The organism is Streptomyces sp. NBC_00287 (genome assembly GCF_036173105.1).
Classification (GTDB): Bacteria; Actinomycetota; Actinomycetes; order Streptomycetales; family Streptomycetaceae; genus Streptomyces.
Window position 1 is genome coordinate 3,250,384 of record NZ_CP108053.1, and the last position, 24,252, is coordinate 3,274,635.

23 protein-coding genes are annotated in these 24,252 nt (G+C 71.1%); 5 read left to right on the forward strand and 18 right to left on the reverse strand.

Features of this window, described 5'->3' with window-relative positions; all coding sequences use genetic code 11:
• Position 1: 1 nt before the first annotated feature.
• Positions 2-964, reverse strand: coding sequence for a GTPase Era (gene era / locus OHT76_RS14805; protein ID WP_328871291.1), 963 nt, complete (start codon positions 962-964; stop codon positions 2-4).
• Positions 965-1,139: 175 nt separating this feature from the next.
• Between era and OHT76_RS14810 the strand changes: the two genes are divergently transcribed.
• Complete coding sequence (locus OHT76_RS14810) at positions 1,140-2,441, forward strand: ammonium transporter (protein WP_328876535.1); 1,302 nt, start codon at positions 1,140-1,142, stop codon at positions 2,439-2,441.
• A complete protein-coding gene (locus OHT76_RS14815; RefSeq protein ID WP_315888081.1) occupies positions 2,438-2,776 on the forward strand; it encodes a P-II family nitrogen regulator in 339 nt (112 codons plus the stop codon). Before OHT76_RS14810 ends, OHT76_RS14815 begins: the two co-directional genes overlap by 4 nt.
• A gap of 21 nt (positions 2,777-2,797) precedes the next feature.
• On the opposite strand, the gene OHT76_RS14820 is transcribed toward OHT76_RS14815, so the two are convergent.
• From OHT76_RS14820 to OHT76_RS14860, 9 genes are all read right to left on the reverse strand, one after another.
• On the reverse strand, positions 2,798-3,271 hold the full coding sequence (locus OHT76_RS14820; protein WP_328871292.1) for a hypothetical protein: 474 nt from the start codon (positions 3,269-3,271) through the stop codon (positions 2,798-2,800).
• A 155-nt stretch (positions 3,272-3,426) separates the two neighbouring features.
• Positions 3,427-3,780, reverse strand: a complete 354-nt coding sequence (locus tag OHT76_RS14825; RefSeq protein ID WP_328871293.1) for a cytidine deaminase — start codon at positions 3,778-3,780, stop codon at positions 3,427-3,429.
• A gap of 23 nt (positions 3,781-3,803) precedes the next feature.
• Positions 3,804-4,163 carry an MmcQ/YjbR family DNA-binding protein gene (locus OHT76_RS14830; protein WP_328871294.1) on the reverse strand — a complete coding sequence of 120 codons (360 nt, stop codon included), beginning with the start codon at positions 4,161-4,163 and terminating at the stop codon, positions 3,804-3,806.
• Complete coding sequence (locus OHT76_RS14835; protein WP_328871295.1) at positions 4,160-5,449, reverse strand: hemolysin family protein; 1,290 nt, start codon at positions 5,447-5,449, stop codon at positions 4,160-4,162. Before OHT76_RS14835 ends, OHT76_RS14830 begins: the two co-directional genes overlap by 4 nt.
• Positions 5,446-5,943, reverse strand: a complete 498-nt coding sequence (ybeY, locus tag OHT76_RS14840; protein ID WP_328871296.1) for an rRNA maturation RNase YbeY — start codon at positions 5,941-5,943, stop codon at positions 5,446-5,448. The genes OHT76_RS14835 and ybeY overlap by 4 nt, the downstream gene beginning before the upstream one ends.
• A 12-nt stretch (positions 5,944-5,955) precedes the next feature.
• The gene (locus tag OHT76_RS14845) at positions 5,956-8,040 is read right to left on the reverse strand and encodes a PhoH family protein (protein WP_328871297.1); all 2,085 of its coding nucleotides are present in this window, start codon (positions 8,038-8,040) and stop codon (positions 5,956-5,958) included.
• 137 nt (positions 8,041-8,177) lie between these two features.
• Positions 8,178-9,356: a carbohydrate kinase family protein gene (locus OHT76_RS14850; protein WP_443049916.1), complete on the reverse strand. Its 1,179-nt coding sequence runs from the start codon at positions 9,354-9,356 to the stop codon at positions 8,178-8,180.
• Between the two features lie 141 nt (positions 9,357-9,497).
• Positions 9,498-10,787, reverse strand: coding sequence for a glucarate dehydratase family protein (locus tag OHT76_RS14855; RefSeq protein WP_328871298.1), 1,290 nt, complete (start codon positions 10,785-10,787; stop codon positions 9,498-9,500).
• On the reverse strand, positions 10,784-11,734 hold the full coding sequence (locus tag OHT76_RS14860) for a 5-dehydro-4-deoxyglucarate dehydratase (protein WP_328871299.1): 951 nt from the start codon (positions 11,732-11,734) through the stop codon (positions 10,784-10,786). The genes OHT76_RS14855 and OHT76_RS14860 overlap by 4 nt, the downstream gene beginning before the upstream one ends.
• A gap of 100 nt (positions 11,735-11,834) precedes the next feature.
• On the opposite strand from OHT76_RS14860, the gene OHT76_RS14865 reads away from it, so the two are divergent.
• Positions 11,835-12,617 (forward strand): IclR family transcriptional regulator, encoded by a 783-nt coding sequence (locus tag OHT76_RS14865; protein WP_328871300.1) that lies wholly within the window; start codon positions 11,835-11,837, stop codon positions 12,615-12,617.
• A 176-nt stretch (positions 12,618-12,793) separates the two neighbouring features.
• A complete protein-coding gene (locus tag OHT76_RS14870) occupies positions 12,794-13,966 on the forward strand; it encodes an MFS transporter (RefSeq protein ID WP_328871301.1) in 1,173 nt (390 codons plus the stop codon).
• Positions 13,967-14,024: 58 nt separating this feature from the next.
• On the opposite strand, the gene OHT76_RS14875 is transcribed toward OHT76_RS14870, so the two are convergent.
• Genes OHT76_RS14875 through OHT76_RS14895 form a run of 5 tightly spaced genes read right to left on the reverse strand, consistent with a single transcriptional unit; the run spans position 14,025 to position 20,142 of the window.
• On the reverse strand, positions 14,025-15,014 hold the full coding sequence (locus OHT76_RS14875; protein WP_328871302.1) for an adenosine deaminase: 990 nt from the start codon (positions 15,012-15,014) through the stop codon (positions 14,025-14,027).
• Between the two features lie 20 nt (positions 15,015-15,034).
• Positions 15,035-15,940 carry a ribonuclease Z gene (locus OHT76_RS14880; protein WP_328871303.1) on the reverse strand — a complete coding sequence of 302 codons (906 nt, stop codon included), beginning with the start codon at positions 15,938-15,940 and terminating at the stop codon, positions 15,035-15,037.
• Between the two features lie 4 nt (positions 15,941-15,944).
• Positions 15,945-16,298 (reverse strand): histidine triad nucleotide-binding protein, encoded by a 354-nt coding sequence (locus OHT76_RS14885; RefSeq protein ID WP_328871304.1) that lies wholly within the window; start codon positions 16,296-16,298, stop codon positions 15,945-15,947.
• 52 nt (positions 16,299-16,350) lie between these two features.
• Positions 16,351-19,542 (reverse strand): S41 family peptidase, encoded by a 3,192-nt coding sequence (locus tag OHT76_RS14890; protein WP_328871305.1) that lies wholly within the window; start codon positions 19,540-19,542, stop codon positions 16,351-16,353.
• Positions 19,543-19,596: 54 nt separating this feature from the next.
• A complete protein-coding gene (locus OHT76_RS14895; RefSeq protein ID WP_328871306.1) occupies positions 19,597-20,142 on the reverse strand; it encodes a hypothetical protein in 546 nt (181 codons plus the stop codon).
• Between the two features lie 258 nt (positions 20,143-20,400).
• Between OHT76_RS14895 and OHT76_RS14900 the strand changes: the two genes are divergently transcribed.
• Complete coding sequence (locus OHT76_RS14900; RefSeq protein ID WP_328871307.1) at positions 20,401-21,864, forward strand: hypothetical protein; 1,464 nt, start codon at positions 20,401-20,403, stop codon at positions 21,862-21,864.
• On the opposite strand, the gene OHT76_RS14905 is transcribed toward OHT76_RS14900, so the two are convergent.
• From OHT76_RS14905 to OHT76_RS14915, 3 genes are read right to left on the reverse strand one after another with little or no spacing between them, the layout of a single operon-like run.
• Positions 21,861-22,253: a VOC family protein gene (locus tag OHT76_RS14905; RefSeq protein ID WP_328871308.1), complete on the reverse strand. Its 393-nt coding sequence runs from the start codon at positions 22,251-22,253 to the stop codon at positions 21,861-21,863. The genes OHT76_RS14900 and OHT76_RS14905 overlap by 4 nt on opposite strands.
• A gap of 16 nt (positions 22,254-22,269) precedes the next feature.
• Positions 22,270-23,010, reverse strand: a complete 741-nt coding sequence (locus tag OHT76_RS14910; RefSeq protein WP_328871309.1) for a 16S rRNA (uracil(1498)-N(3))-methyltransferase — start codon at positions 23,008-23,010, stop codon at positions 22,270-22,272.
• Positions 23,010-24,092 carry a nitronate monooxygenase gene (locus OHT76_RS14915; RefSeq protein ID WP_328871310.1) on the reverse strand — a complete coding sequence of 361 codons (1,083 nt, stop codon included), beginning with the start codon at positions 24,090-24,092 and terminating at the stop codon, positions 23,010-23,012. The genes OHT76_RS14910 and OHT76_RS14915 overlap by 1 nt, the downstream gene beginning before the upstream one ends.
• Positions 24,093-24,252: the final 160 nt, after the last annotated feature.

Genomic DNA, 24,252 nt, shown 5'->3' on the forward strand with positions numbered 1-24,252 from the left:
CTCAGAACCCCAGCTTCCGCAGCTGCCGAGGATCCCGCTGCCAGTCCTTCGCCACCTTCACATGCAGGTCCAAGAAGACCGGCGTCCCCAGCAGCGCCTCGATCTGCTTGCGGGACTTGATGCCGACCTCCTTCAGGCGCTTGCCCTTGGGGCCGATGATGATGCCCTTCTGGCTGGGGCGCTCGATGTAGACGAAGGCGTGGATGTCGAGGAGCGGCTTGTCGGCGGGGCGGTCCTCGCGGGGGAGCATCTCCTCGACCACCACGGCGATGGAGTGCGGCAGCTCGTCGCGGACGCCCTCCAGCGCGGCCTCGCGGATCAGTTCCGCGATCATGACCTGCTCGGGCTCGTCGGTGAGGTCACCCTCCGGGTAGAGGGCGGGGCCCTCCGGCAGGAGCGGGACGAGGAGGTCCGCCAGCAGGTCCACCTGCTTGTCCGCGACCGCCGACACCGGCACGATCTCCGCCCACTCGAAGCCCAGCTCCTTGCCGAGCTGATCGATCGCGATCAGCTGCTCGGCAAGCGTCTTGGAGTCGACGAGGTCCGTCTTCGTGACGATGGCGACCTTCGGGGTCTTCTTGATCCCCGCCAGCTCCTTGGCGATGAAGCGGTCACCGGGACCGAGCTTCTCGTTCGCCGGCAGACAGAAGCCGATCACATCGACCTCGGCCCAGGTGGTGCGTACGACATCGTTGAGCCGCTGCCCCAGCAGCGTGCGCGGCTTGTGCAGCCCAGGGGTGTCGACCAGGATCAACTGGGCGTCCTCCCGGTGCACGATCCCTCGCACCGTGTGCCGGGTCGTCTGCGGCTGGTTGGCGGTGATCGCCACCTTCTGCCCGACCAGAGCGTTCGTGAGGGTGGACTTGCCCGCGTTGGGGCGGCCGACGAAGCAGGCGAAGCCGGCCCTGTGGCGGGCCTCGGCCGGCTCTTCGGAAGACTGGGTACGAACGCTCATGCCGCCCATTCTCCCTGATCCACAGAGCCCCGCCGCACAGGAGTCCACCCCGGCCCCCGCCGGTGAGCTTCCGGAAACCCGCGTGCAATGAAACGCACCCGAAACACGGCGGTACACATCCGGAAACGCTCACCGGTGAATCTCTGACGGACCCCCACCCCGTTGGAGACGACACGTGACGACCGTGACCCTCGCCGCGCAGGGCATCGACACCGGCGACACCGCCTGGCTGCTCGCCGCCACCGCCCTCGTCCTGCTGATGACCCCGGGCCTGGCCCTGTTCTACGGCGGCATGGTCCGCACGAAGAGTGTCCTCAACATGCTGATGATGAGCTTCGTGTCGATCGCCCTGGTCACGGTCGTGTGGCTGGCCGCGGGCTACTCCCTCGCGTTCGGCGAGGACGCGGGCGCCGGACTCATCGGCGGCCTCGACCACCTCGGCATGGCGGGCATCGGCCCGGACAGCGTCCAGGGCACGGTCCCCACCCTCCTGTTCGCCACCTTCCAGCTCACCTTCGCCATCATCACGGCGGCCCTGATCAGCGGCGCGATCGCGGACCGCGCGAAGTTCGGGGCGTGGCTGGTCTTCGTCCCCGCGTGGGCGCTGCTCGTATACGTTCCGGTCGCGCACTGGACCTGGGGCCCCGGTGGCTGGATCCTCAACCACCTCGGCGCCCTGGACTTCGCGGGCGGTCTCCCCGTCGAAATCACCTCCGGCGCCTCCGGTCTCGCGCTCTGTCTGGTCCTCGGCCCGCGGCTCGGGTTCAAGAAGGACGCGATGCGCCCGCACAACCTCCCCATGGTCATGCTCGGCGCCGGTCTCCTCTGGTTCGGCTGGTTCGGCTTCAACGCGGGCTCGGCGCTGGGAGCCAACGGCCTCGCCGCCGCGGCCTTCCTCAACACCCTCGCCGCCGGCTGCACGGGCCTGCTGGGCTGGCTCCTCGTGGAACAGCGGCGCGACGGCCACCCGACGACCCTGGGCGCCGCGTCCGGCGCGGTCGCGGGCCTGGTCGCCATCACCCCGTCCTGCGGCTCGGTCTCCCTGCTCGGCGCCCTGGTCATCGGCCTCACCGCCGGTCTCGTCTGCTCCTACGCCGTGAGCTGGAAGTTCAAGCTGAACTACGACGACTCCCTGGACGTCGTGGGCGTCCACCTGGTCGGCGGAGTCATCGGCACCGTCCTGATCGGCGTCTTCGCCGTCACGGAGATGACCGGCGGCGCCGAGGGCCTCCTCTACGGCGGCGGACTCGCGCAGCTCGGCAAGCAGGTGGTGGCCGTGGTCGCCGTAGGGGCGTACGCCTTCGCCGTCACCTACGGCCTCGCCAAGCTCATCGACAGGACGCTGGGCCTGCGCGCGAGCGAGGAGCAGGAGCAGACCGGCCTGGACCTTACGGTGCACGCCGAGACCGCATACGATCACGGCGTCCTGGGCCACGGCGCCCCGGTCGGCTCCTCCGCCCACTCCCCCCAGAAGGCCAAGGCATGAAGCTCATCACCGCGATCGTCAAGCCCTACCGTCTCGACGAGGTGAAGTCGGCGCTCCAGGAGCTCGGCGTGCACGGCCTGACCGTGACCGAGGCCAGCGGCTACGGCCGGCAGCGCGGCCACACCGAGGTGTACCGCGGCGCCGAGTACCAGGTCGACCTGGTGCCCAAGGTCCGCATCGAGGTGGTCGTGGAGGACGCCGACTCCGACGCCGTGATCGACGCGATCGTGAAGGCCGCGCACACCGGCAAGATCGGCGACGGCAAGGTCTGGGCGCTGCCCGTCGAGACCGTCGTACGGGTCCGGACGGGCGAGCGCGGCCCCGACGCGCTCTGAGGAGCCGCGCTCACCCTGGGGTCAGAAGACGAACGGGCCCGGGGACTGCGGCGCCGTCGCCGTGCAGGTGATGGTGATGCCGAAGACGGTCATCGTCAGCGAGCCGCCGAAGGCCTCCAGACTGTCGCCGGAGGCCACGGTGCCGGGCAGCGGGCCGACCTGGACCGGGTCACCGGCGTCCATCGCCGGGTTCTCGGTGGCCGTGAAGACGGTCGTGCCGCCGCCCGCCTTCACCAGGGTGAGGGTGGACGCGATGGAGTCCTCGCCGAGTCCGATCGGCGCGGTGATCGCGGAGGAGTTGACGGTGATGGTGGCGGCCGTGCCGTCCTGGGTGGCCGTCAGCGTGGCCTCACCGCCGCCGAAGCTGCCGCAGTCGGCGTTGATGGTGGCCGAGGTGGGGGTCACGGCCGCGGCGGTGGGCGCGAGGACGAGTCCGGTCAGGGCGAGCGTGCCGGCCGCGAGTGCCGCACCGGTACCTAAGCGTGTGCCTCTCATGGGGTTCCCGGTCCCTTCGGGTGTGGGGGGACCGACGGACTGCCCTCGGCAGGTGGGCGCGGACACTCTGCGGGAGGGCCGAATCTGACGGTCCGTCGGAACTTACGTTCTCATTGATGCGCGAGAGACGAACCCCGGCAAGGATGAATTCCGGACTACTCCGCGGAGACGGTCAGCCGCACGGCACCGTCGGGCCCGGCGAGCAGCACCGGCGTCCCGGCCCCGCCCAGATCCCGTACGGCCGCCAGGTCCTCCGCCGCCGCGCTCTCCGCCTCGGTCACGACCGCCGCCGCCTCCAGCGACTTCGCCCCGGATGCCACGGCCATCGCCACCGCCGTCCTGAGCGCGCTCAGCTTCAGCGAGTCCAGATCCACGGTCCCGGCGACATACGTACGTCCCGTCTCGTCGCGTACGGCGGCACCCTCGGGCACACCGTTGCGGGCCCGCGCGGAACGGGCCAGGGTGACGATCTTGTGGTCCTCGGGGTCGATCCCGTTGCTCTCGGTCATGCCCTGAGCATACGAAGTGGCCCTCAGGGCCGGTCCAGGCGGAGGCGTTCGGCACGCGGCAGACCGGCGACGACCAGGTCGTAGGAGTCCTCGATGAGCTCGCGGACGAGGCGGTCGGGGAGGTCGCCGTCGAGCGTGACGGTGTTCCAGTGGCGCTTGTTCATGTGATAGCCGGGGGCGATGAGGCCGGGGTGCTCGCCCCGGAGCCGGACGGCGTCCTCCGGGTCGCACTTGAGGTTGACCTTCAAGGGGCGAGCGTCGATCCAGCTCAGCGCGAACATCTTGCCCAGCACCTTGAAGACCGAGATCTCCGGGGCGAACGGGAAGTCCTCCACCACGGCGTTGAAGGACAGACAGAACTCGCGCAGTTCCTTCGGGGTCACTCGGCCTCCTTGGCGGCGCCCACCGGCTCCACCAGCACGGTCACGATCTTGTTCCGGCGTCCTGCCGCGGCCTCCGCCGTCAGCCGCAGCTCCCGCTCGTCGGGCAGCTCCACGACGGCCGAAGCACCGGCGATCGGGACCCGGCCCAGGGCCTTCGCGAGCAGTCCGCCGACGGTCTCCACGTCCTCGTCGTCGTACTCGTCGAGGCCGTACAGCTCGCCGAGGTCGGTGATGTCCAGGCGCGCGGTGACCCGGAAGCGCTCCTCGCCCAGCTCCTCCACCGGCGGCAGTTCACGGTCGTACTCGTCGGTGATCTCGCCGACGATCTCTTCCAGGATGTCCTCGATGGTGACGATGCCGGCCGTGCCGCCGTACTCGTCGATCACGACGGCGACGTGGTTGCGGTCCTGCTGCATCTCGCGCAGCAGATCGCCGGCGTTCTTGGTGTCGGGCACGAAGGCGGCGGGCCGCATCGCGGACGACACCAGCTCGCTCTCCGCGTCCCGGCTGATGTGCGTCTTACGGGCGAGGTCCTTGAGATACACCATCCCGACGATGTCGTCCTCGCTCTCCCCGGTGACCGGGATACGCGAGAAGCCCGACCTGAGCGCCAGGGTCAGGGCCTGCCGGATGGTCTTGTAGCGCTCGATGACGATCAGGTCGGTGCGCGGCACCATGACCTCGCGCACCAAGGTGTCGCCGAGCTCGAAGACGGAGTGCACCATGCGGCGCTCCTCGTCCTCGATGAGGGACTCCTTCTCGGCGAGGTCGACCAGCGCGCGCAACTCCGCCTCGGAGGCGAAGGGGCCCCGGCGGAAGCCCTTGCCGGGGGTGAGGGCGTTGCCGATCAGGATCAGCAGGGGCGGGATCGGGCCCATGATCCGGGCGAGCGGCAGCAGGACGTACGCCGCCGCCGTCGCGGTGTTCAGGGGGTGCTGGCGGCCGATGGTCCGGGGGGAGACGCCGACGGCGACGTACGACACCAGGACCATCACCGCTATCGCGACCAGAAGCGCCTCGGTGGTGCTGTCGAACTCCTGGAGACAGGCGTAGGTGACGAGCGCGGCGGCGGCCATCTCGCAGGCCACGCGGACCAGCAGCGCCACGTTCAGATAGCGCGTCGGGTCGGCGGCGATCTGCGCGAGCTTCGCGCTGCCGCGCCGCCCCGACCGTACGGCTTCCTCGGCGCGGAAGCTGGAGACGCGCGCCAGGCCCGCCTCCGCGCAGGCGGCGAGCCAGGCGATCACGACCAGCAGGATCGCGCCGAGGACGAGTTGCGGACTCATGACACGGTCGGCGCCGGGGAGGGGCCGGTGTGGCCCTTCTCCGCGCGCCAGCCGTCCACGATGGCCGCCTGCAGTCCGAACATCTCGGCCTTCTCGTCCGGCTCCTCGTGGTCGTAGCCGAGCAGATGCAGCACGCCATGGACGGTGAGCAACTGGAGCTCCTCGTCCATGGAGTGCTCTGTCGGCGCTTCCTCACCCTGCTTCTTGGCGACCTCGGGGCAGAGCACGATGTCGCCGAGCAGGCCCTGCGGGGGCTCGTCGTCGTCCTTGGACGGCGGCCGGAGCTCGTCCATCGGAAAGGACATGACATCCGTGGGCCCGGGCAGGTCCATCCACTGGATGTGCAGCTGCTCCATGGCGTCGGCGTCCACGACGATCACCGAGAGCTCGGAGAGCGGGTGGATGCGCATCCGTGCGAGCGCGTAGCGGGCGATGTCGAGGATCGCCTGCTCGTCGACCTCGGTTCCGGACTCGTTGTTGACGTCGATCGACATGGTCGTGCTGGTCTACTTCCCCTTGGAGCCCTTGGCGCCCGATTTGCCCCGGCCCTTGTGCGTGCCGTTCTCGGTGCCGTGCTTGCTGTCGTACAACTCGTACGCGTCGACGATACGGCCGACCAGCTTGTGCCGGACGACATCGTGGGACGACAGCCGGGCGAAGTGCACGTCGTCGAGGCCCTCCAGGATGTCCTGCACCTGCCGCAGACCGGACTTGGTGCCGCTCGGCAGGTCGACCTGGGTCACATCACCGGTGATGACGATCTTCGAGTCGAAGCCGAGGCGCGTGAGGAACATCTTCATCTGCTCGGGGCTGGTGTTCTGGGCCTCGTCCAGGATGATGAAGGCGTCGTTGAGCGTGTTGTGCGTCAGCAGGTAGTCGCTGGTGACGTAGAGGGAGTCCTCCGCGGCCACCTGAATGCACACGGTCTCCTCCCGCCCCGCGGGCTCGATGCTGTCGATGAACCGCATCGGGCGTCCGCCGCCTCCGGCTGCGTTGTACTTCTCGCGCTTGCGGGCGAGACGGAAGGGCTCGATGCCTTCGGGGAGGCGGATGTCGACGACGTGACTGTCGTAGCGATGGGCCGCCAGAGCTGTCCCCTGCTTGCGGTCTTCGGCAAGACGACGGCGCGTATAGGCGACGCCACCGAGCGACTGGACCAATGCGACGATGTCGTCACGCAGGAGGATCGACGCGGTCGAGAACTGGACCCGGCATGTGCGGTCCTTCTGCGTGACCGGTCCACCGTCGGAATCAAGCAGACCTTGAAGAACGGCCAGCCGTACCTCGGCAGAGTTGTACAGGTAGTCGTCGGGGACGAACTTGGTGTGCGAGCGAGTGGGCAGGAGATCCAGCTCACGCAGAACGCGCGTGACGGGATTCTCCAGCGTGATCACATCGCCGGGCAGAGCGGCTTCCAGGGCCCCCGCCAACTCGCGATCCTCCGTCGAGAAGGACGGCGTGGTGGAACCCGTGAGGCAGCCGTCGCCCAGCAGCAGTCCCAGCGCGTACGGGTCCATGGGAACCTCACGCTCGGGGAAGCTGACCGGTTCCGTGAGCATCGGCAGCTCGTACCGGCGATAGTGCGCCGCCCGCAGGTTGCCGATCATCTCCTGCGTCTCCAGGACCCGCCACGGCTTGTCACGGCGCTTGTCGTCGCGCGTTCTGACCGTCCACAGGTGCTCGCCGCAGCACAGTGTCCAGGAGCCGTCCTGGGCGGTGACGCGGTAGATGTCCTTCTCACCCTGCGGGTAGACGCCGAGGACCGGGGTCGGCTCGCCGTTGGAGCCGACGACCAGGTCACCGACCTGGAGGTCACCGATCGGACGCCAGCCATCAGGCGTCAGGACGTTTGTGAAGATCGGCTGGGCGCGGCCCCGCATATATGCCAGCGGCGCGACCTCGATTGTCCCGGCGGCCATGAGCCTGGGGATGGAGTCGGGGTCGAGCATGTCGTGCAGCGCGTCGTACAGCGGCCGCAGATACGGGTCGATCTTCTCGTAGAGCGTGCCCGGCAGGAACCCCAGCCGCTCGCCCGCCTCGACCGCGGGGCGGGTCAGGATGATGCGGTTGACCTGCTTGGACTGCAGGGCCTGCACCGCCTTGGCCATGGCGAGGTAGGTCTTGCCGGTGCCGGCGGGGCCGATGCCGAAGACGATCGTGTGCTTGTCGATCGCGTCGACGTACCGCTTCTGGTTGAGGGTCTTCGGGCGGATCGTGCGTCCGCGCGAGGAGAGGATGTTCTGGGTGAGCACCTCGGCCGGGGTCTCGGGAGGCCCCTCGCCGTTCTCGCTCGCCCGGAGCATGGCGATCGAGCGTTCCACTGCGTCCTCCGTCATCGGCTGTCCGGTGCGGAGCACCAGCATCATCTCGTCGAACAGGCGCTGGACAAGGGCGACTTCACCGGCGTCGCCGACCGCGCTGATCTCATTGCCCCGGACATGGATGTCGACCGCCGGGAAGGCCTTCTCGATCACACGCAGGAGGGAGTCGCCGGACCCCAGCACGGTCACCATGGGGTGCTGGGCGGGGACGGTGAACTGTGCTCTCGCCTGCCCCTGCGCGGGTGTGTGAGCTGTGGGTGTCTGAGTCATGGGCCGGCTCGTAGGCCTTGCTCGTCCTCCTCGATACGGAGCGTCCGCCACAGGGGCGGCCTGGCGATTTCCAGGGTACGCCGCAGGACTGACAAGCCCGTAGGCCTTTTCGACCGGGGTGATCTGATCGACTCGGCTCAGGCCGAGCGGCCGAAGCCGATCGTCGGGACTGCCCGGCGCAGGGGCCAGGGGCGGGCCAGTTCGGTGGGGACCAGGTCCGCGAGGAAGGCGTAGCGGCGCAGTGCCGTCGGGTCCTGGTCGTCGTAGGACTGGATCCTGCGCCACCAGGCGCCGATCTCCGCCCAGCCGGGGGCCGAGAGGGAGCCGCCGAACTCCTGGACGGAGAGGGCGGCGGTGAGGCCCGCGAAGGCGAGGCGGTCGGCGAGCGGCCAGTCGGCGAGGGTGCCGGTGACGAAGCCGGCGACGAAGACGTCCCCGGCGCCGGTGGGGTCGAGGGCCTCCACGGCGATGGCCGGGACCGAGGCGGTCTCCCCGGTCCGCCCGTCGACGGCGTACGCGCCCTCGGCGCCGAGGGTGACCACCGCCAGCGGCACGTGCCGCGTCAGTCTGTGCGCCGCCTCGCGCGGGCAGGTCGCGCCGGTGTACCGCATGGCCTCCTCGGCGTTGGGCAGGAACGCCTCGCAGTACTGGAGGTCGGCGAGCCCTGCCAGGTCCCAGGCGCCGGTCTCGTCCCAGCCGACGTCGGCGAAGATCCTGGCGCCCTTCGCGGCGGCCTGGGCGATCCAGGGGGCCCGCTTGCCCGGCTCCAGGGAGGCGACGGCGGCACGCGCGCGTGGGGGGCAGTCGGGGGCGGGCTCCTCGGGGGGCGGCTCGTGGCCGTGGGAGACCATCGTGCGCTCGCCCTCGTAGGCCATGGAGACGGTCACCGAGGAGTGCCAGCCGGGGACCGTGCGCGACGGGGTGAGGTCGATGCCCTCGCCCTGCTCCAGGGCGTCCCAGCAGTACTCGCCGTAGTGGTCGTCGCCGAAGGCCGCGGCGAGGGAGGTCTTCAGGCCGAGGCGGGCCAGCGCGGTCGCCATGTTGGCGACGCCGCCGGGGCTCGATCCCATGCCGCGCGCCCAGGACTCGGTCCCGCGCACCGGGGCGGAGTCGAGCCCGGTGAAGATGATGTCGAGGAAGACCGGGCCGGTGAGATAGACGTCCCAGGGCGGATCGGCGGGCGTGCGCAGCGCGGCCAGGGGGTCGACCAGCGCGTTGCACTGCGGCCCCCGGGCGACCGTGGAAGTGGGTCCCCTTCCGGTGGACGCGGCGACGGAGGAAGTGGGTCCCTTTCCGGTGGACGCGGCGGACGCGATCACGGTGCGCTCCCTGACGTGGTGCGGATCAGGCCAGTGTGCACCACACCACTGACAACGTGCCGCCGCTCACTCCGGGAGCGCCCCTCGCGTCAGACCACCGCAGGTCCCGGACGTACCGCGCCAGGGGTCGTGATCAGGTCACCAGCGCGGCACGCTCGGCGTGACCCACCCTGGTTCGGCCACGCGCATGGCCGCCGCGTCGTCCCGTTCGCGCAGGCTGCCGTCGTCGTCCAGCCACCGCTGATGCAGGAACCGCAGCCTGTCGCGGTCGAGTTCGACGCCGAGGCCGGGGGCGTCGGAGACGGTCAGCTTGCCGCCCTCGAAGGTCAGCCGCTCGGTGAGCACGTCCTCCGACTGCCACGGGTAGTGGGAGTCGCAGGCGTGCTGGAGGTTCGGGACGGTGGACGCCACGTGGGTCATCGCGGCCAGGGAGATGCCCAGGTGGGTGTTGGAGTGCATGGACACCCCGACGCCGAAGGTGCGGCAGATCGCGGCGAGGTGCTGGGTGTTGCGCAGCCCGCCCCAGTAGTGGTGGTCGGAGAGCACGACCTGCACGGCGTCCCGGACGAAGGCCTCCTTGATCTCGGCGAACGTCGTCACGCACATGTTGGTGGCGAGCGGCACGTCGGTCCCGGCGGACACCTCGGCCATCGCCGGCGTACCGAGCGCGGGATCCTCCAGGTACTCCAGGACCTCCCCCAGCTCCTTGGCCACCTTCAGCGAGGTCTCCACCGACCAGGCACCGTTGGGGTCAAGACGCAGCGGATGCCCGGGAAAGGCCGCCGCGAGCGCCCGTACGGCAGCGATCTCCTCATCCGGCGGGAACACCCCGCCCTTGAGCTTGAACGAGGTGAACCCGTACCGCTCCTTGAACTTCCGCGCCTGCTCGACGACCCCGGCCGGGTCCAGCTCGGCGCCCCAGTCGTCCCGCTCCGCCGCGATGCCCTCCGGATGCGCGGCCCACTTGTAGAACAGGTACGCGCTGTACTCGACCGTGTCCCGCACCTTGCCGCCGAGCAGCGCGTGCACGGGCTGTCCGAGCGCCTTGCCGAGCGCGTCCAGACACGCCACCTCGAAGCCGGAGACCACGGAGAGCCGCAGCTTGTCGGCGGTCTGGACGCCCCGAAGGCCGCCGACGTCGACCTGTCCGGAGAGCCGGGAGCGGTCGACGGCGACCTCCTCGGCGATGGTGAACAGCCCGTTGAGGTCGCTGACTTGACGGCTGATCAGCTTCTCGGCGACGGGGCGTGCCAGCTCCAGGTACTTGGTGTCGCCGTACGTCTCCCCCACGCCGGTGATCCCGTCGGCGGTCTCGACCTCGACGATCAGCCGGGGGGTGTAGGGCTGGTGGACGCCCTGGGTGTTGAGCAGGGGCGGGTCGGCGATGAGGATCGGGGTCAGGCGAACGTCCCTGATGGCGAGGTTCACAGGGCGGCTCCTACGAGGTCGAGGCCGGTGGTGAGCAGGGCTTTCAGGTCGGCCAGGTCGGCGTCCGACGGGTCGGTGAGCGGGGCGCGTACGGGGCCCACCGGCTGGCCCCGCAGGCGTGCCGCCGCCTTCACCAGCGACACCGCGTATCCGGGTACCCGGTCGCGGAGTTCGACCAACGGGACGTAGAAGTCGCGCAGCAGCCGCTCCACCGTCTTGTCGTCGCCGTCGCGCAGGGCGGTGAAGAAGGCGTCTGCGAGCTCGGGTGCGAAGGCGTGGACGGCGGAGGAGTAGGCGGGTACGCCGACGGTGGCGTAGGCGCGGGCCTGGATCTCGGCGGTGGCGGCGCCGTTGAAGAAGAGGAAGCCCTCGGGGGCGGCGAGGGTGAGGCGCTGGAGGCGGTCGAGGTCGCTGTGGCCGTCCTTGAGCCCGATGACGTTCGGGAGTGCGGCGATGCGGCGCAACGAGTCGGCGGTGAAGGTGACTTGACCGCGCTGGTAGACGATCAGCGGCAGGCTCGTCGCAGCAGCGATCCGCTCCACCTGTCCGACCAGGCCCTCCTGCGGGGCGGCGACGAGGTAGTGCGGGAGCACCAGCAGGGCGTCGGCGCCCGCCTCCTCGGCGATGCGCCCGAACCGTACGGCCTGCGCCCAGCCGTAGCCGATGCCCGCGACGACGGGCAGCCGCCCGGCGGCCTCCTCCACCGCGACGGTGACGACCGTCCGGTACTCGTCCTCGTCCAGCGAGAAGAACTCGCCGGTACCGCAGGCGGGGAAGACCGCACCGGGGCGGGTCGCGATGCGGTCGGCGACATGGGCGCGGAAGCCGTCGGGGTCGAGGGAGCCGTCCTCGTGGAAGCTCGTCAGCGGGAACGACAGCACGCCGCCCGCCATCCCGTCCCGCAGCCGCCGCGCCACGGCCGTTTCGGTATCGAGGGCCACCGTCATCCATCTCCCTATGCAGACGTGATCCACGTATGTAGATGAAGGTTAGATACGCGAACAACCGGCCGTCAATGGCCCGGTCCGTCCGGAATACGATCGGCGCATGTCAGAGTCAGGGGGCGTCCGCGAAGTGAAGTCGGCGGCGCGCACGGTCGAACTGCTGGAACTCCTCGCCGCCCGCGGCGACCGCCCGGCCCGGCTCCAGGAACTGGCGGACGAACTCGACGTCCCGCGCAGCTCCATGTACGCGCTGCTCCAGACCCTGATCTCGCGCGGCTGGGTCCGCACGGACGTCACCGGCTCGCTCTACGGCATCGGCATCCACGCCCTGCTCACCGGCACGAGCTACCTCGACTCCGACCCTCGGGTCCGCACGGTGCGCCCGTATCTCGACGAGGCGTCCGAGGCGCTGGGCGAGACCATCCACCTGGGGCGTCTGGACGGGCGGGACGTGGCCTACCTGGCGACGCGCGAGTCGCACGAGTACCTGCGCACGATCAGCCGCGTGGGCCGCCGGCTGCCCGCGCACGTGGGCGCGCTCGGCAAGGCACTGCTGGCCGAGCGCCCGGACGGGGACCTCCCCGAGGGGCCGTACGAGGCGATGACCCCCAACACCCGCACCACCCGGGAGTCATTGGCGGCCGATCTCACCCGGATCCGCGCCCGCGGCTACTCGATCGACCGCGAGGAGGGCGTGACCGGCATCGTCGGCTTCGGCTTCGCACTTCGCTACGACGCACCCGCCCAGGACGCCATCAGCTGCTCGGTGCCGGTGGCCCGGCTGACGCCCGCGCACGAGGAGCGGATCGTCGCGGTGATGCGGGAGATCCGGGCGAAGATCGAGTCCGTGGTGCCGTCGGGAGGCGGCTCGGTGGACTGGCGTTAACCCACGCGTCTACCCGACACCTCCGAGGCCAAACGGAATGTGCCCCGGATCACACCCCCTCCCCTTCTTCGCGCGTCCCCCGGCTTGATACAAATTGCCCGCGCGTTCCTGTCCGTCGACGGTCGTCGCCCAATCCCCCTTTTGAGCCCCTCCTTTCGCATGCCCTGGGAACGCCCGTGTCCGCCCGCACCACCCTCGTCGCCCTCTTCACGGCGGGGTATCTCGCCCCTTACCTCCTGCCGACCACCGTCGGCCGCCTCGACTCGGGGCTTCCCCTCACCGCCACCCAGTCCGGCGCCATCGGCAGTGCGCTACTGCTGAGTTCGGCGGCGGCGGGGTTCCTGCTCGCCTCGCGCGTCGACCGGATCGGCCCCCGCCTGCTCGCCCGCCTCGGCCTCACCCTCGCCGTCCTCGGCTACGGCGGGGCCGCGCTGACCCACTCCGTCCCGGCCGTCGTCGCGGGCGCGATGGTCGGCGGATTCGGCTCCGGTACGGCTACGGCGGTGGCCGCCACCGGGATCGCGGGGCGCCCGGATCCGCACCGCGTCACCACGTACGGCCTGCTCGGCGTCTCCGCCCTCGCGGGCGCGGTGTATCTGACGGTCCCGCATCTCGGGCCCGGCCACGGCCTGCCGTTCGCCGCGATCGCGCTCACGGCGCTGGCGGTGTGGCCGCTGACGTCCCGGCTGACGCCGAGCACCGCCGTCGACCGCACGGTGCACCACAAGACCCCGCTTCCCCACCTCCGCTCGGGCCTCGTCCTCGCCGCAGCCCTGATGTGCTGGTCCCTCGCCCAGAACTCCCTGTGGGGCGTCAGTGGCCGGATCGGGCTGACGCAGGCGCATCTGAGCGAGGTCACGGTCGGCGCGGTGTTCGCCGTGGCGCTCGGCGCGGGGTTGCTCGGCGTGGTCGCGGCGAGTGCTCTTGGGCCGCGGCTTGGGCTGGCGCTGCCGATCGGTGCGGGTACGGCCGTTATCGCGGCCTGTATCGCGGTCAGCGCCTCCGCGCGGGATCTTGTGACCTTCGCGACCGGTGAGATCGCCTGGAACGCCCTCTACCCGATCGTGCTGTCGTACGTCATCGGCCTTGCCGCGTCGCTGGACGGGCGGGGGCGGTGGGCGGTGCTGGTCGGCTCAGCGTCGTCTTTGGGTACGGCTGCGGGACCGCTGACCGGCAGTGTGCTGTCGGCTGCGGCGGGTTTTCCAGTGATGGGGGCGATGCTGGCGGCGGGACTGGTCGTGATCGCTGTCCCGATGACAGTGGTGGCTGTGGGGGCGGGTAGGCGGTCGCTGCCGGTTGTCGAGATTCCGGTGGAGACATCCGCCTACGAGACTGCCACGGCTGCTTGAGCGCGAGTGCGGGTCGACTGTGGCTGGTCGCGCAGTTCCCCGCGCCCCTGAGGGAGTTCTAGAACTCGTACGTTTCTACCTCGGCCAGATACCGTGCCCTTCGCTCCTCGTCGTGCTCCAGGAAGGACGCGACGAAGGAGTTGCGGGCCAGCTCGCGGAGCTTCTCCTGGTCAAGGCCCAGCGCCGAGCGCACCGCGTCGAAGTTGTCGCCCGCGTACCCCCCGAAGTACGCCGGGTCGTCGGAGTTGACCGTGCACAGGAGGCCGGCGTCGAGCATGGCGGGCAGTGGGTGGTCCGCCAGGGTGTCCACCGTGCGCAGGCGGACGTTCGACAGGGGGCAGAGCGTCAGCGGGACGCGGTCCCGGACGAGCCGGTCGACCAGCTCCGGCGACTCCATGCACCGCAGCCCGTGGTCGACGCGCTCCACGCCGAGCACGTCCAGGGCCTCGGTGATGTACTCCGGCGGCCCCTCCTCACCGGCGTGTGCCACGCGGCGCAGGCCGAGGGCGGCGGCGGCCTCGTACACCTCGCGGAACTTCACCGGCGGATGCCCGACCTCGGCCGAGTCCAGGCCGACGCCGACGATCCGGTCGAGGTACGGCTTCGCGGCCTCCAGGGTCGCCATGGCCGACTCGGCGGACTCGTCGCGCAGGAAGCACAGGATGAGCTGCGTGGAGATGCCGTGGTTCGCCTCGCTGCGGTCCAGCGCCCGGGAGAGCCCCTCGACGACCGTGCCCATGGACAGCCCCCGCGCCAGATGGGCCTGTGGGTCGAAGAAGATCTCCGCGTGCCGTACGCCCTGCGCGGCGGCGCGGGCGAGATAGGCGTTCGCGAGGTCCTCGAAGTCCCGCTCGGTGCGCAGCACCGCCATGAGCTCGTAGTACAGGTTCAGAAAGGACTGGAGATCCTCGAACTGGTACGCCTTGCGCAGCTCGTCCGTGTCCGCGTACGGCAGCTCGACACCATTACGCGCGGCCAGGGCGAAGGCCAGCTCCGGCTCCAGGGTGCCTTCGATGTGGAGGTGCAGTTCAGCTTTGGGGAGGGGCATCAAGGCATCGTACGGCTGCTTTATCTGCGCTTCGGAAGCGGCACCCGCAGCAGATCGTGCGCCACCGTCAGCTCCCCCTCGAACCCTGCCGCCCGCGCCTGCCGTTCGAACTCGTCGGGCTCGGAGTAGCGCTGGCTGAAGTGCGTCAGCACCAGATGCCGTACGCCCGCGTCCCGCGCCGCGCGGGCCGCCTGTCCCGCGGTGAGGTGGCCGTGTTCGACGGCGAGGTCGGTGTCCTCGTCGAGGAAGGTCGACTCGATGACCAGCAGATCGCAGCCGTCGGCGAGCGCGTGCACCCCGTCGCACAGCCGGGTGTCCATGACGAACGCGAACCGCTGACCGCGGCGCACCTCGCTGACCTCGTCCAGCCGGACGTCCCCGAGGACACCCTCCCGCTGGATCCGGCCCACGTCCGGGCCCTTGATGCCGCGCGCGGCGAGCCGGTCGGGCAGCATCCGGCGGCCGTCGGGCTCGATCAGGCGATAGCCGTAGGACTCGACGGGGTGGGAGAGTTTTCGGGCCTCCAGCGTGTAGGCGGGTGTCTCGGCGAGAACCCCGTCCTGCGCCACCGGCAGCTGCTGGATGTCGACCGTTTCCCGGTACGCCGTCGCGTACCGCAGGCGGTCGAAGAAACGCTGCCCCGACTTCGGGTAGTGCGCGGTCACCTCGTGCGGGACCTTGTCGAGGTTGATCCGCTGGATGACTCCGGCGAGGCCGAGCGAGTGGTCGCCGTGGAAGTGCGTGACGCAGATCCGGTTCAGGTCGTGGGCGGCGACGCCGGCGCGCAGCATCTGGCGCTGCGTGCCCTCGCCGGGATCGAAGAGGATGCCCTCCCCGTCCCAGCGCAGGAGGTAGCCGTTGTGGTTGCGGTGCCTGGTCGGGACCTGGCTGGCGGTGCCGAGGACCACGAGTTCGCGTACGGACATCTTTTCAGCCGGGGGGCCACTGCATGCCGCGGCCGCCGAGGAGGTGGGCGTGGGCGTGGAAGACGGTCTGGCCTGCGCCGGCGCCGGTGTTGAAGACGATGCGGTAGCTTTCGAGCTTTTCTTCCGCGGCTACCTCACCTGCGTCGCGGAGGACGTCGGCGGCGAGTTGGGGGGCGGCTGCGGCGAGTTCGGCCGCGTTGCGGTAGTGCGCCTTGGGGATCACCAGGATGTGGATGGGGGCCTGGGGGTTGATGTCCCGGAAGGCCACGGTGGTGTCGGTTTCGCGGACGACCGTCGCGGGGACGTGGCCCTCTGCGATCTTGCAGAACAGGCAGTCTTCCTGCGGTTCTCCAGCCATGTGCGTGTGCCTCCTCACGCCAGGTGATCAGTACGGGGGAATCGTAGTCGTCTTAAGTAGGCAATCCGGGCGGAGTTTTCGCCGGCCGCTCCTCCAACGCCTCCAACGCTATCCGCACCGCCTCGTCCAACTGGGCGTCCACCCCCGCCGCGTAGTCCTGTGGCCGCTGCACCACTTCCACATCCGGGTCCACCCCGTGGTTCTCCACCCCCCACCCGTAACCCTCCAGCCAGATCGCGTACTTCGGCTGGGTGATCAGCGTGCCGTCCACGAGTCGGTAGCGGCTGTCGATGCCGATCACCCCGCCCCATGTGCGCGTGCCGACGACCGGGCCTATGCCCAGTGCCTTGATCGCCGCGTTGACGATGTCGCCGTCCGAGCCGGAGAACTCGTCGGCCACGGCTACGACCGGGCCGCGCGGGGCGTCCTCGGGGTAGGCGTACGGCCGCATGCCCCGCGGCACTCCCCAGCCGACGATCCGCCGGGCCAGCTTCTCCACGACGAGCTGTGAGGTGTGGCCGCCGCGGTTCTCCCTGACGTCCACGACGAGCCCCTCCCGGGCCACTTCCGCGCGCAGGTCCCGGTGGATCTGCGCCCAGCCCGGCGCCTGCATGTCGGGGACGTGGAGGTAGCCGAGCCGTCCACCGCTCCGCTCATGGACGTACGCCCGCCGGCCCGCCACCCAGTCGTGGTAGCGCAGGGGTTCCTCGTCCGCCACGGGGACCACGACCGCGTGCCTCAGCTCGCCGCCGCCCGCCGGGGACACGGTCAGCTCGACCGGTCTGCCCGCCGTGCCGACCAGCAGTGGGCCGGGGCCGGTCACCGGGTCCACCGGTATGCCGCTCACCGCGACGATCGCGTCCCCGGCCCGTACCGCCACCCCGGGTGCCGCGAGCGGGGCGCGGGCGTGGGGGTCGGAGGTCTCCGAGGGGAGGATGCGGTCGATGCGCCAAGTGCCGTCCTCGCGGCGGGAGATGTCGGCGCCGAGCAGGCCCTGGCGGGGGCCGCCGCCGGAGCCGCCGCGCGGGACGACGTACGCGTGGGAGGTGCCGAGTTCGCCCTGGACCTCGTAGAGGAGGTCGATCAGGTCGTCGTGGGTGGCCAGCCGGTCCAGGACCGGGCGGTAGCGGTCGAGCGCCCCCGCCCAGTCCACGCCGCTCATGTCGGGGCGCCAGAAGTGGTCCCGCATGATGCGGCCGGTCTCCTCGTACATCTGCCGCCACTCGGCGGCCGGGTCGATCAACTGCCGTACGCGGCCGAGGTCGACGGTGATGTTGGAGTCGCTGTCCTCGTCGCCGGAGGCCCGCCGGTCGCTCGGTACAACCTTCAGCCGGCCGTCCGTCCACAGCAGCACCCGCTTGCCGTCGCCGCTGACCTCGAAGTGGTCGGCGTCGGCGGCCAGATGCTCCACGCGCTGCTGGACGAGGTCGTAGCGCTCCAGCTCGGACTTGGGATCCGGGTCGTCCGGGGTGGCCCTGGACGCGCCGAGTTCGCCGGTGACGGGGTGGCGCAGCCACAGGACGCCGTCCTTGGCGGCGCGCAGGTGGGTGTAGCGGGCGGCCTCGACCGGGAACGGCACGATCCGGTCGGCGAGCCCTTCTAGGTCGATGCGGGTGGTCGGGGTGCCCTCGCTGTCGGGCGTCTCGTCCTTGTCGGGCGCGTCGAAGGGGCGCCCGTGCCGCTGCGGTCCGAACGGCGAGGGTGTGGTCGCGGCCAGCGTGATCAGGTACGGGCGGGAGCCGGCCACGAAGGCCAGGTCGAAGACGTGCTCGTCGTAGACCGGGTCGAAGGAGCGGGCGGAGAGGAAGGCGAGGTGCTTGCCGTCCTGGGTGAAGGCGGGGGCGTAGTCCTGGAAGCGCAGGGGGGTCGCCTCGGTGACCGACAGGTCCGTGGTGTTGGCCAGGCGCAGCTGGCTCAGCGGGGTCGGGCCGGGGTGCGACCAGGCCAGCCACGCCGAGTCCGGTGAGAAGACCAGGCCGGACACATCTCCGTCCTCGCTGCGGTCCACCTCGCGGACCTCGCCGGTCTCCCGTTCGACGAGGAGCACCCGTCCGTCGTGCGAGGCGACGGCGGCCCGGCTGCCGTCGGGGGCCATTGCGAGGCCGAGGACGCGGCCGAGCTGTCCGGCGGCGAGCCTGCGCGGGGTCGCGCCCGGGGCGAGGCCGGTCGCGGGAGCGAACTCCAGCGCGTCGTCGCCCTCGGCGTCGGTCACCCACACCACCCATTCCTCGCCGTCGACGCGGAAGGTGCGGGGCTTGCGGGCCCGTACGCCGGGTTCGGCGGCGAGCGCGCGGGCCGGTCCGGAGCGGTGGGTGACCCAGTGGACGGAGCCGCGCACCAGGACGGCGCTGCCGCGCGCGGTGTGGTCGGGGGCGGCGGCGCCGAACCAGCGGGCGGCGCTGACCGGGTGCGGGCGGCGGTCGGTGCGCTGGCCGCCGAGCCGGATGTCGAGTCGGCGCGGTTCGGCGCCGTCCAGGTCGTCGAGCAGCCAGAGTTCACCGGCCGAGGCGTAGACGACGCGGGTGCCGTCTCCGGCGGCGTGGCGGGCGTAGTAGCCGTCGACCGGGGTGTGGCGGCGCAGGTCGGAGCCGTCGGCGAGGGAGGAGTAGAGGGCGCCCACCCCTTCGTGGTCGCTGAGGAAGGCGATACGGTCACCGGCCCAGACGGGGTACTCGATGTTCCCGTCCAGCTCCTCGTGCAGCCGGACGAACTCGCCCTGTCCCTCCCGGTCGATCCACAACTTGCCCATCCGGCCGCCCCGGTAGCGCTTCCAGTGGGCCGCCTCCAGGCTCATGGTCGCGGACAGCAGCACGGTGTGCGGCCCGTACGCCACATCGCCGACGATCCCGTACGGCAGCGTCGTCGCCGGTCCGCCGTCGAGCGGGACGGCGTGCGCCCAGGTGCGGTCCCGGCTCGCCTGGCCCCGGTTGCTGGTCGCGAGGACGTGTCCGTCAGGGGTCCAGCCGCGCACCCGGGTCCGGGCGCCCCAGTGCGTCAGGCGGGTGGAGGGGCCGCCGGTCACGGGGGCGGTGTGCACCTCGGGGGCGCCGTCCCGGCTGGAGGTCCAGGCGACGGTGGTGCCGTCGGGCGAGATACGCGGCAGGGTGACCGGCATGTTGTCGGCGCTGACCCGCCAGGCCCGGCCGCCGTCCAAGGGGGCGAGCCAGACATCGTCCTCGGCGGTGAAGGCGACCAACTCGCCGTGCGGATGCGGGTACCGGAGATACGCGGCAGGCTGAGTCACCCGATCACCCTACGCAGACGCGTGACCTCGGGTAAGGGGTTTCCGATCACTTGCTCATTTGCCCTCGGGCCAGCACTGCGGATTCTCCTTGCACCACAGCGTCTTGGTGACGGTCACGGTGACGGTGGGCTGACCTGGCTGCGCTCCGCCGCTCGGCGGGGAGACCGGCGACGGAGTCCCGTCGCAGTCGCCGAGGCCGTCAACTTCGAACCACACCTTGCCGCCCACCTTCGCGGTGAGGTGCCCGCGCACGCACTTGCCGTCGATCGCCCGCGTGACAATCCCGTCGACGGTGATGTCCTTGCCGTCCTTGGTCTTGCCGGTGCAGTCCACCTCGGCGACCGTCTCCTCGCCCGCGGTCGGGGTCGATCCGTCGCCGTTGTCGCCGTAGGAGGCGGTACAGGTGAGCCACTGGACGTCCGCCTTCTGGCGCTCCAGCTCCCGGGTCACCGTCTGGTCGGTGGTCCACGCGATGGACGCGGTGCTCATCCCCACGGCGTCGCACGCGACGGCCCCGCCGACGGCGACCACGACCAGTCCCGCCGCACCCGCCACACGTGCCCCGCGCGGGCGAACCCAAATCCGCCTCAATACCCCCATGGAGGGCAGCCTGCCACTGTCCCGGCCGCCGCGGTAGAGCGCATACGGACACTCAGCACTCCCGCACGTCACAATCTAGTGCCGTCCAACTGCCGTTGTACCGGAGGACCGTTGACACCCCCGCGGATCCGCTCGCCCCGCCTTCTGCCGTCCCCACGCACCCCGGCCGACCCCCCATCGGTCACGGACCCGGCCCCGGACCCGGCGACCTCACCGCCCGCACCGCCGCGCCGGCGCCGGGTGCGGATGCTTGTCGACGTGGTCGATCAGCCGGACGAAGTGGCGTATGTGACCGGGCTGTTCGAGGAGCGGCGATGGGCGGTGCGTCCGGCGGAGGAGTCGGCCGTCGCACACCGGACCACGCTTGTCGTCGAGGTCCGGCTGCACGGGGCCCGCTTCGGCGCGTTGCGGACGGCCACGATGGAGGTGGAACGGCTGGTCAGACAGGCGGAGTTGGGGGCTTGGGTGCGGGATGCGGCGCTGGTCGAGCACCCACGCCCGGCGACCACGACGTACAACGTCCACCGCGTACAGCCGACTTGGCGACGTCTGCTGATCTGGCTGGGCCTGACGGACGAGCAGCGGGCGGTGACCGTCCCGGCGGGCCCGGAGTCACAGCAGGCCGCGCGTACCGAGCTGTCCGCGCGCACGCTGGGCGGGCGCGACTTCGATCCGGCGGCGCACGGGCTGCGGGTGCCGGGGTACTCGGACGCGAACCCGCCGCTGGACGAGACCCCGCACGAGCGCCGGGTCCGGCTGGCGTGGGTGGCGGCGGGCGCGGTCGGGATCGTGCTGGCGGTCGGCTGCGGCATGTACGTCATGTGGGCGGACGGCTGGTGGAAGCTGCTGCCCGCCCTGCTGAGCGCGGCGGGAGCGCTGCCGCTGGGCCGGGCGGCGAAGGAGACCCGGGACCGCGGCCGGCCGGTCCAGTGGGCCGCGGGGGTCGCCGGGACTTCGGCATTGGCCGCATTCGGGGCGCTGGTGGGCCGGGACACCGAGCCGCAGGTGCTGTGGGCGGCGCTGCTGGTGCTGGCCCTGGCCGCGTTCACGGGCGCCGGAAGTGTCCTCGCCGTGCGCCGGACGGTCTTCACCCGCCATGCCGCCTGGCTGCTGCCGCTGTCCGTGCCGGTGGTGTGGTCGATGGTGCACTGGCTGGGCGGGCAGATGCACTCGGCGTATCTGGACCGCTTCGACATCCGTGCCGACGCCGTGCCGACCGGGCGCCTCGGCACCTATCTGGTCGCCGCCGAGCCCATGGGCCTCGCCCTGGGCAGCGCGCTGTTCTTCCTCGCGATCGTGGGCTGGCTGCGCCACCTCCACCTCGGCCGGGACAGCGGCAACCGCTTCTTCGCCGCCGTCCTCGCGACCCTGCTGGCCGTCGTCTACGCCCTGACCGCGGTCGGCCTCGGCACCAGCAAGGCGGCCAGTGCGGCGGGCCGGGCCGCCGAGAACGCCGCCCGCGTCGGCGACGAACCGCCCGCCTACTTCGGCATCTACGGCCACTTCATGTGCCTGCGTCCGGTAGCCGAGGACGCCCCGCTCGCCGTGTACAACGGCCCGGCCCCGACCGACCACCCGGTCCTGTCCTTCGGCACCACCGGCGACTGGATCTGGCTGTGGGACCCGGCCCGCGAGAACGGCCTGATCCAGGAGTCCTTCGCGGTCCGCCGGGAGGACGTCCAGCTGATCCCGGCGAAGAACCCGGCGACCAAGAGGTGCTAACCGACCAGCAGTTGCCACTCCTGCAGCTCCACCAGATTCCCCTCGGGATCCTTGAGATGGGCGACCCGCATACGATCCGTCAGCTGCGCCGGACCATGGACGATCACCGCCCCGCGCTCGGCGATCCGCTCGCAGTAACCGTCCAGATCGTCCACCCGCAGCACCACCAGCGAGCGATGCCCCGTGGCCGTGTCGCCGAGTTCGCCCAGTACCTCGGCCATCATCGACCGGTCCTGCAACGCGATCCCCGCCGCACCCGTGGCCGGGCTGAACTTCTCGTACGGCCCCTCCTGCGACCCCGACTGCGGCTTCAGGCCGAGGACGTCGGCGTAGAAGCGGTAGCAGGCGGGGAAGTCGCTGACCAGCAGCCGGACCTGGGCGAGTTCCACGGCGGTCTCCCTCGGGTCAGCCCCAGCGACCGGTACGGCCGAGGAGCAGGGCGGCCGCCGCGGTCCCGGCGGTCGAGGTGCGCAACACGGTGGGCCCGAGCACATACGCCCGCGCCCCGGCCTCCTCGAAGAGCGCCAACTCCTCGGGAGACACACCCCCTTCCGGCCCGACGACCAGCACGATCTCACCCTCCGTGGGCAGTTCGGCGGCGGCCAGCGGCTGGGTCCCGCTCTCATGGAGTACGGCGGCGAAGTCGGCCTTCGCGAGCAGTGCCGCGATCTGCTTGGAGGTTGCCGCGTCCGCGACCTCGGGGAAGCGGACCCGCCGGGACTGCTTGCCGGCCTCGCGCGCGGTGGCCCGCCACTTGCCGAGCGCCTTCAGCCCGCGCTCGCCCTTCCACTGCGTGATGCACCGGGACGCCGACCACGGCACGATCCCGTCGACCCCGACCTCGGTCATCGTCTCGACGGCCAGCTCACCCCGGTCGCCCTTGGGCAGCGCCTGTACGACGGTGATGCGCGGCCGCGGCTCGGGTTCCTCGGCGACGGAGTCGACCCGGAGGATCAGCCGGTCCTTGCCCTCGGTCTCCAGCACCACGCAGTCCGCCCAGCGCCCGGCGCCGTCCGTGAGGACGACGTCCTCGCCGGGGCGCAGCCGCTTCACGGAGACCGCGTGCCGGCCCTCGGGTCCTTCGAGGACGTACCGGCCGCCCTGTCCCGCGTCGAGGTGCTCGACCACGAAGACCGGCGCCGTCATCAGCCCGCACCGCCTTCCTGAAAGGCCGACAACGCTGTCCTGGCGGCGGCGAGTTCGGCCGCCAGTACCTCCACGAGCTGCCCGGCGGGCAGCTCCCGTGCCATGCGGTGGCCCTGTCCCGCCCACAGCGCCATGCCCTGCGCGTCGCCCGCCTTGGCGGCCGCCTTGCGCAGCGGTGAGGTGAGGTGGTGGATCTCCGGGTAGGCGGCGGGGGCGTACGGGCCGTGCTCGCGCATGAAGCGGTTGACGAGCCCGCGCGCGGGGCGGCCGGAGAAGGCCCGCGTCAACTCGGTGCGTGCGAACAGCGGGTTGGTCAGGGCCTGCTTGTGGACGGCGTTGGCGCCGGACTCGGGGGTGGCGAGGAACGCGGTGCCGAGCTGGGCGGCGCTCGCGCCCGCGGCGAGCACGGCGGCGATCTGGCTGCCGCGCATGATGCCGCCGGCGGCGACGAGGGGGATGGTGACGGTCTCGCGGATCTGGGCGATGAGTGAGAGCAGCCCGATGCCGGTGCCGTCGGTCTCGGGGTTGTCGCGATGCGTGCCCTGATGTCCACCGGCTTCGACGCCCTGCGCGATCACCGCGTCGGCACCGGCCCGCTCGACGGCGAGGGCTTCCTCGGCGGTGGTGGCGGTGACGAGGGTGAAGGTTCCGGCCCGGCGCAGGGAGTCGAGTACGTCACGGCTCGGCACGCCGAAGTGGAAGGAGACCACCGGTACCGGGTTGTCGAGCAGGACGGCGAGCTTGGCCTCGTAGCCGTCGTCACGGCCGCTGTCGCGGTCCCCGAGCTCGGTCTCGTACCAGCCGGCCTCTCCGGCCAGCTGATGGGCGTAGACGTCGACGGCCGCCGCGTCGGCGTACTCCGGCTGCGGCATGAAGAGATTCACGCCGAACGGGCGGCCGGTGAGCCCCCGTACCTGCTTGATCTCCTGGTACATGCCATCGGCGGTCTTGTACCCGGCGGCGAGAAACCCCAGCCCACCGGCCTCGGCCACGGCAGCGGCAAGCGTCGGCACGGAGACACCGCCCGCCATGGGGGCCTGCACGATCGGAAGGGGAAAAAGATCGGTCAGCGCGGAGGACATGACGGCATGTTGTCACGTCCTCCGAACAAGTCCGAATCCACCCTTCCCAGTGGCATAGGCCAATTCTTCAGCCCGTCCGGCGCTTGAGGACGAGGCCTTTCAGGCCGACGGGGGGTCTGGGGGCGCAGCCCCCAGTGGGGGTCCCCCCTCTGGGGGAGGG

What these genes read in the sequence shown, in the direction of transcription:
- era (WP_328871291.1), bottom strand. Translation starts at nt 964, where the DNA reads ATGGGCGGCATGAGCGTTCGTACCCAGTCTTCCGAAGAGCCGGCCGAG.
- OHT76_RS14815 (WP_315888081.1), top strand. Translation starts at nt 2,438, where the DNA reads ATGAAGCTCATCACCGCGATCGTCAAGCCCTACCGTCTCGACGAGGTG.
- OHT76_RS14820 (WP_328871292.1), bottom strand. Translation starts at nt 3,271, where the DNA reads ATGAGAGGCACACGCTTAGGTACCGGTGCGGCACTCGCGGCCGGCACG.
- OHT76_RS14825 (WP_328871293.1), bottom strand. Translation starts at nt 3,780, where the DNA reads ATGACCGAGAGCAACGGGATCGACCCCGAGGACCACAAGATCGTCACC.
- OHT76_RS14835 (WP_328871295.1), bottom strand. Translation starts at nt 5,449, where the DNA reads ATGAGTCCGCAACTCGTCCTCGGCGCGATCCTGCTGGTCGTGATCGCC.
- ybeY (WP_328871296.1), bottom strand. Translation starts at nt 5,943, where the DNA reads ATGTCGATCGACGTCAACAACGAGTCCGGAACCGAGGTCGACGAGCAG.
- OHT76_RS14845 (WP_328871297.1), bottom strand. Translation starts at nt 8,040, where the DNA reads ATGACTCAGACACCCACAGCTCACACACCCGCGCAGGGGCAGGCGAGA.
- OHT76_RS14860 (WP_328871299.1), bottom strand. Translation starts at nt 11,734, where the DNA reads ATGACGGTGGCCCTCGATACCGAAACGGCCGTGGCGCGGCGGCTGCGG.
- OHT76_RS14865 (WP_328871300.1), top strand. Translation starts at nt 11,835, where the DNA reads ATGTCAGAGTCAGGGGGCGTCCGCGAAGTGAAGTCGGCGGCGCGCACG.
- OHT76_RS14875 (WP_328871302.1), bottom strand. Translation starts at nt 15,014, where the DNA reads ATGCCCCTCCCCAAAGCTGAACTGCACCTCCACATCGAAGGCACCCTG.
- OHT76_RS14880 (WP_328871303.1), bottom strand. Translation starts at nt 15,940, where the DNA reads ATGTCCGTACGCGAACTCGTGGTCCTCGGCACCGCCAGCCAGGTCCCG.
- OHT76_RS14885 (WP_328871304.1), bottom strand. Translation starts at nt 16,298, where the DNA reads ATGGCTGGAGAACCGCAGGAAGACTGCCTGTTCTGCAAGATCGCAGAG.
- OHT76_RS14895 (WP_328871306.1), bottom strand. Translation starts at nt 20,142, where the DNA reads ATGGGGGTATTGAGGCGGATTTGGGTTCGCCCGCGCGGGGCACGTGTG.
- OHT76_RS14910 (WP_328871309.1), bottom strand. Translation starts at nt 23,010, where the DNA reads ATGACGGCGCCGGTCTTCGTGGTCGAGCACCTCGACGCGGGACAGGGC.
- OHT76_RS14915 (WP_328871310.1), bottom strand. Translation starts at nt 24,092, where the DNA reads ATGTCCTCCGCGCTGACCGATCTTTTTCCCCTTCCGATCGTGCAGGCC.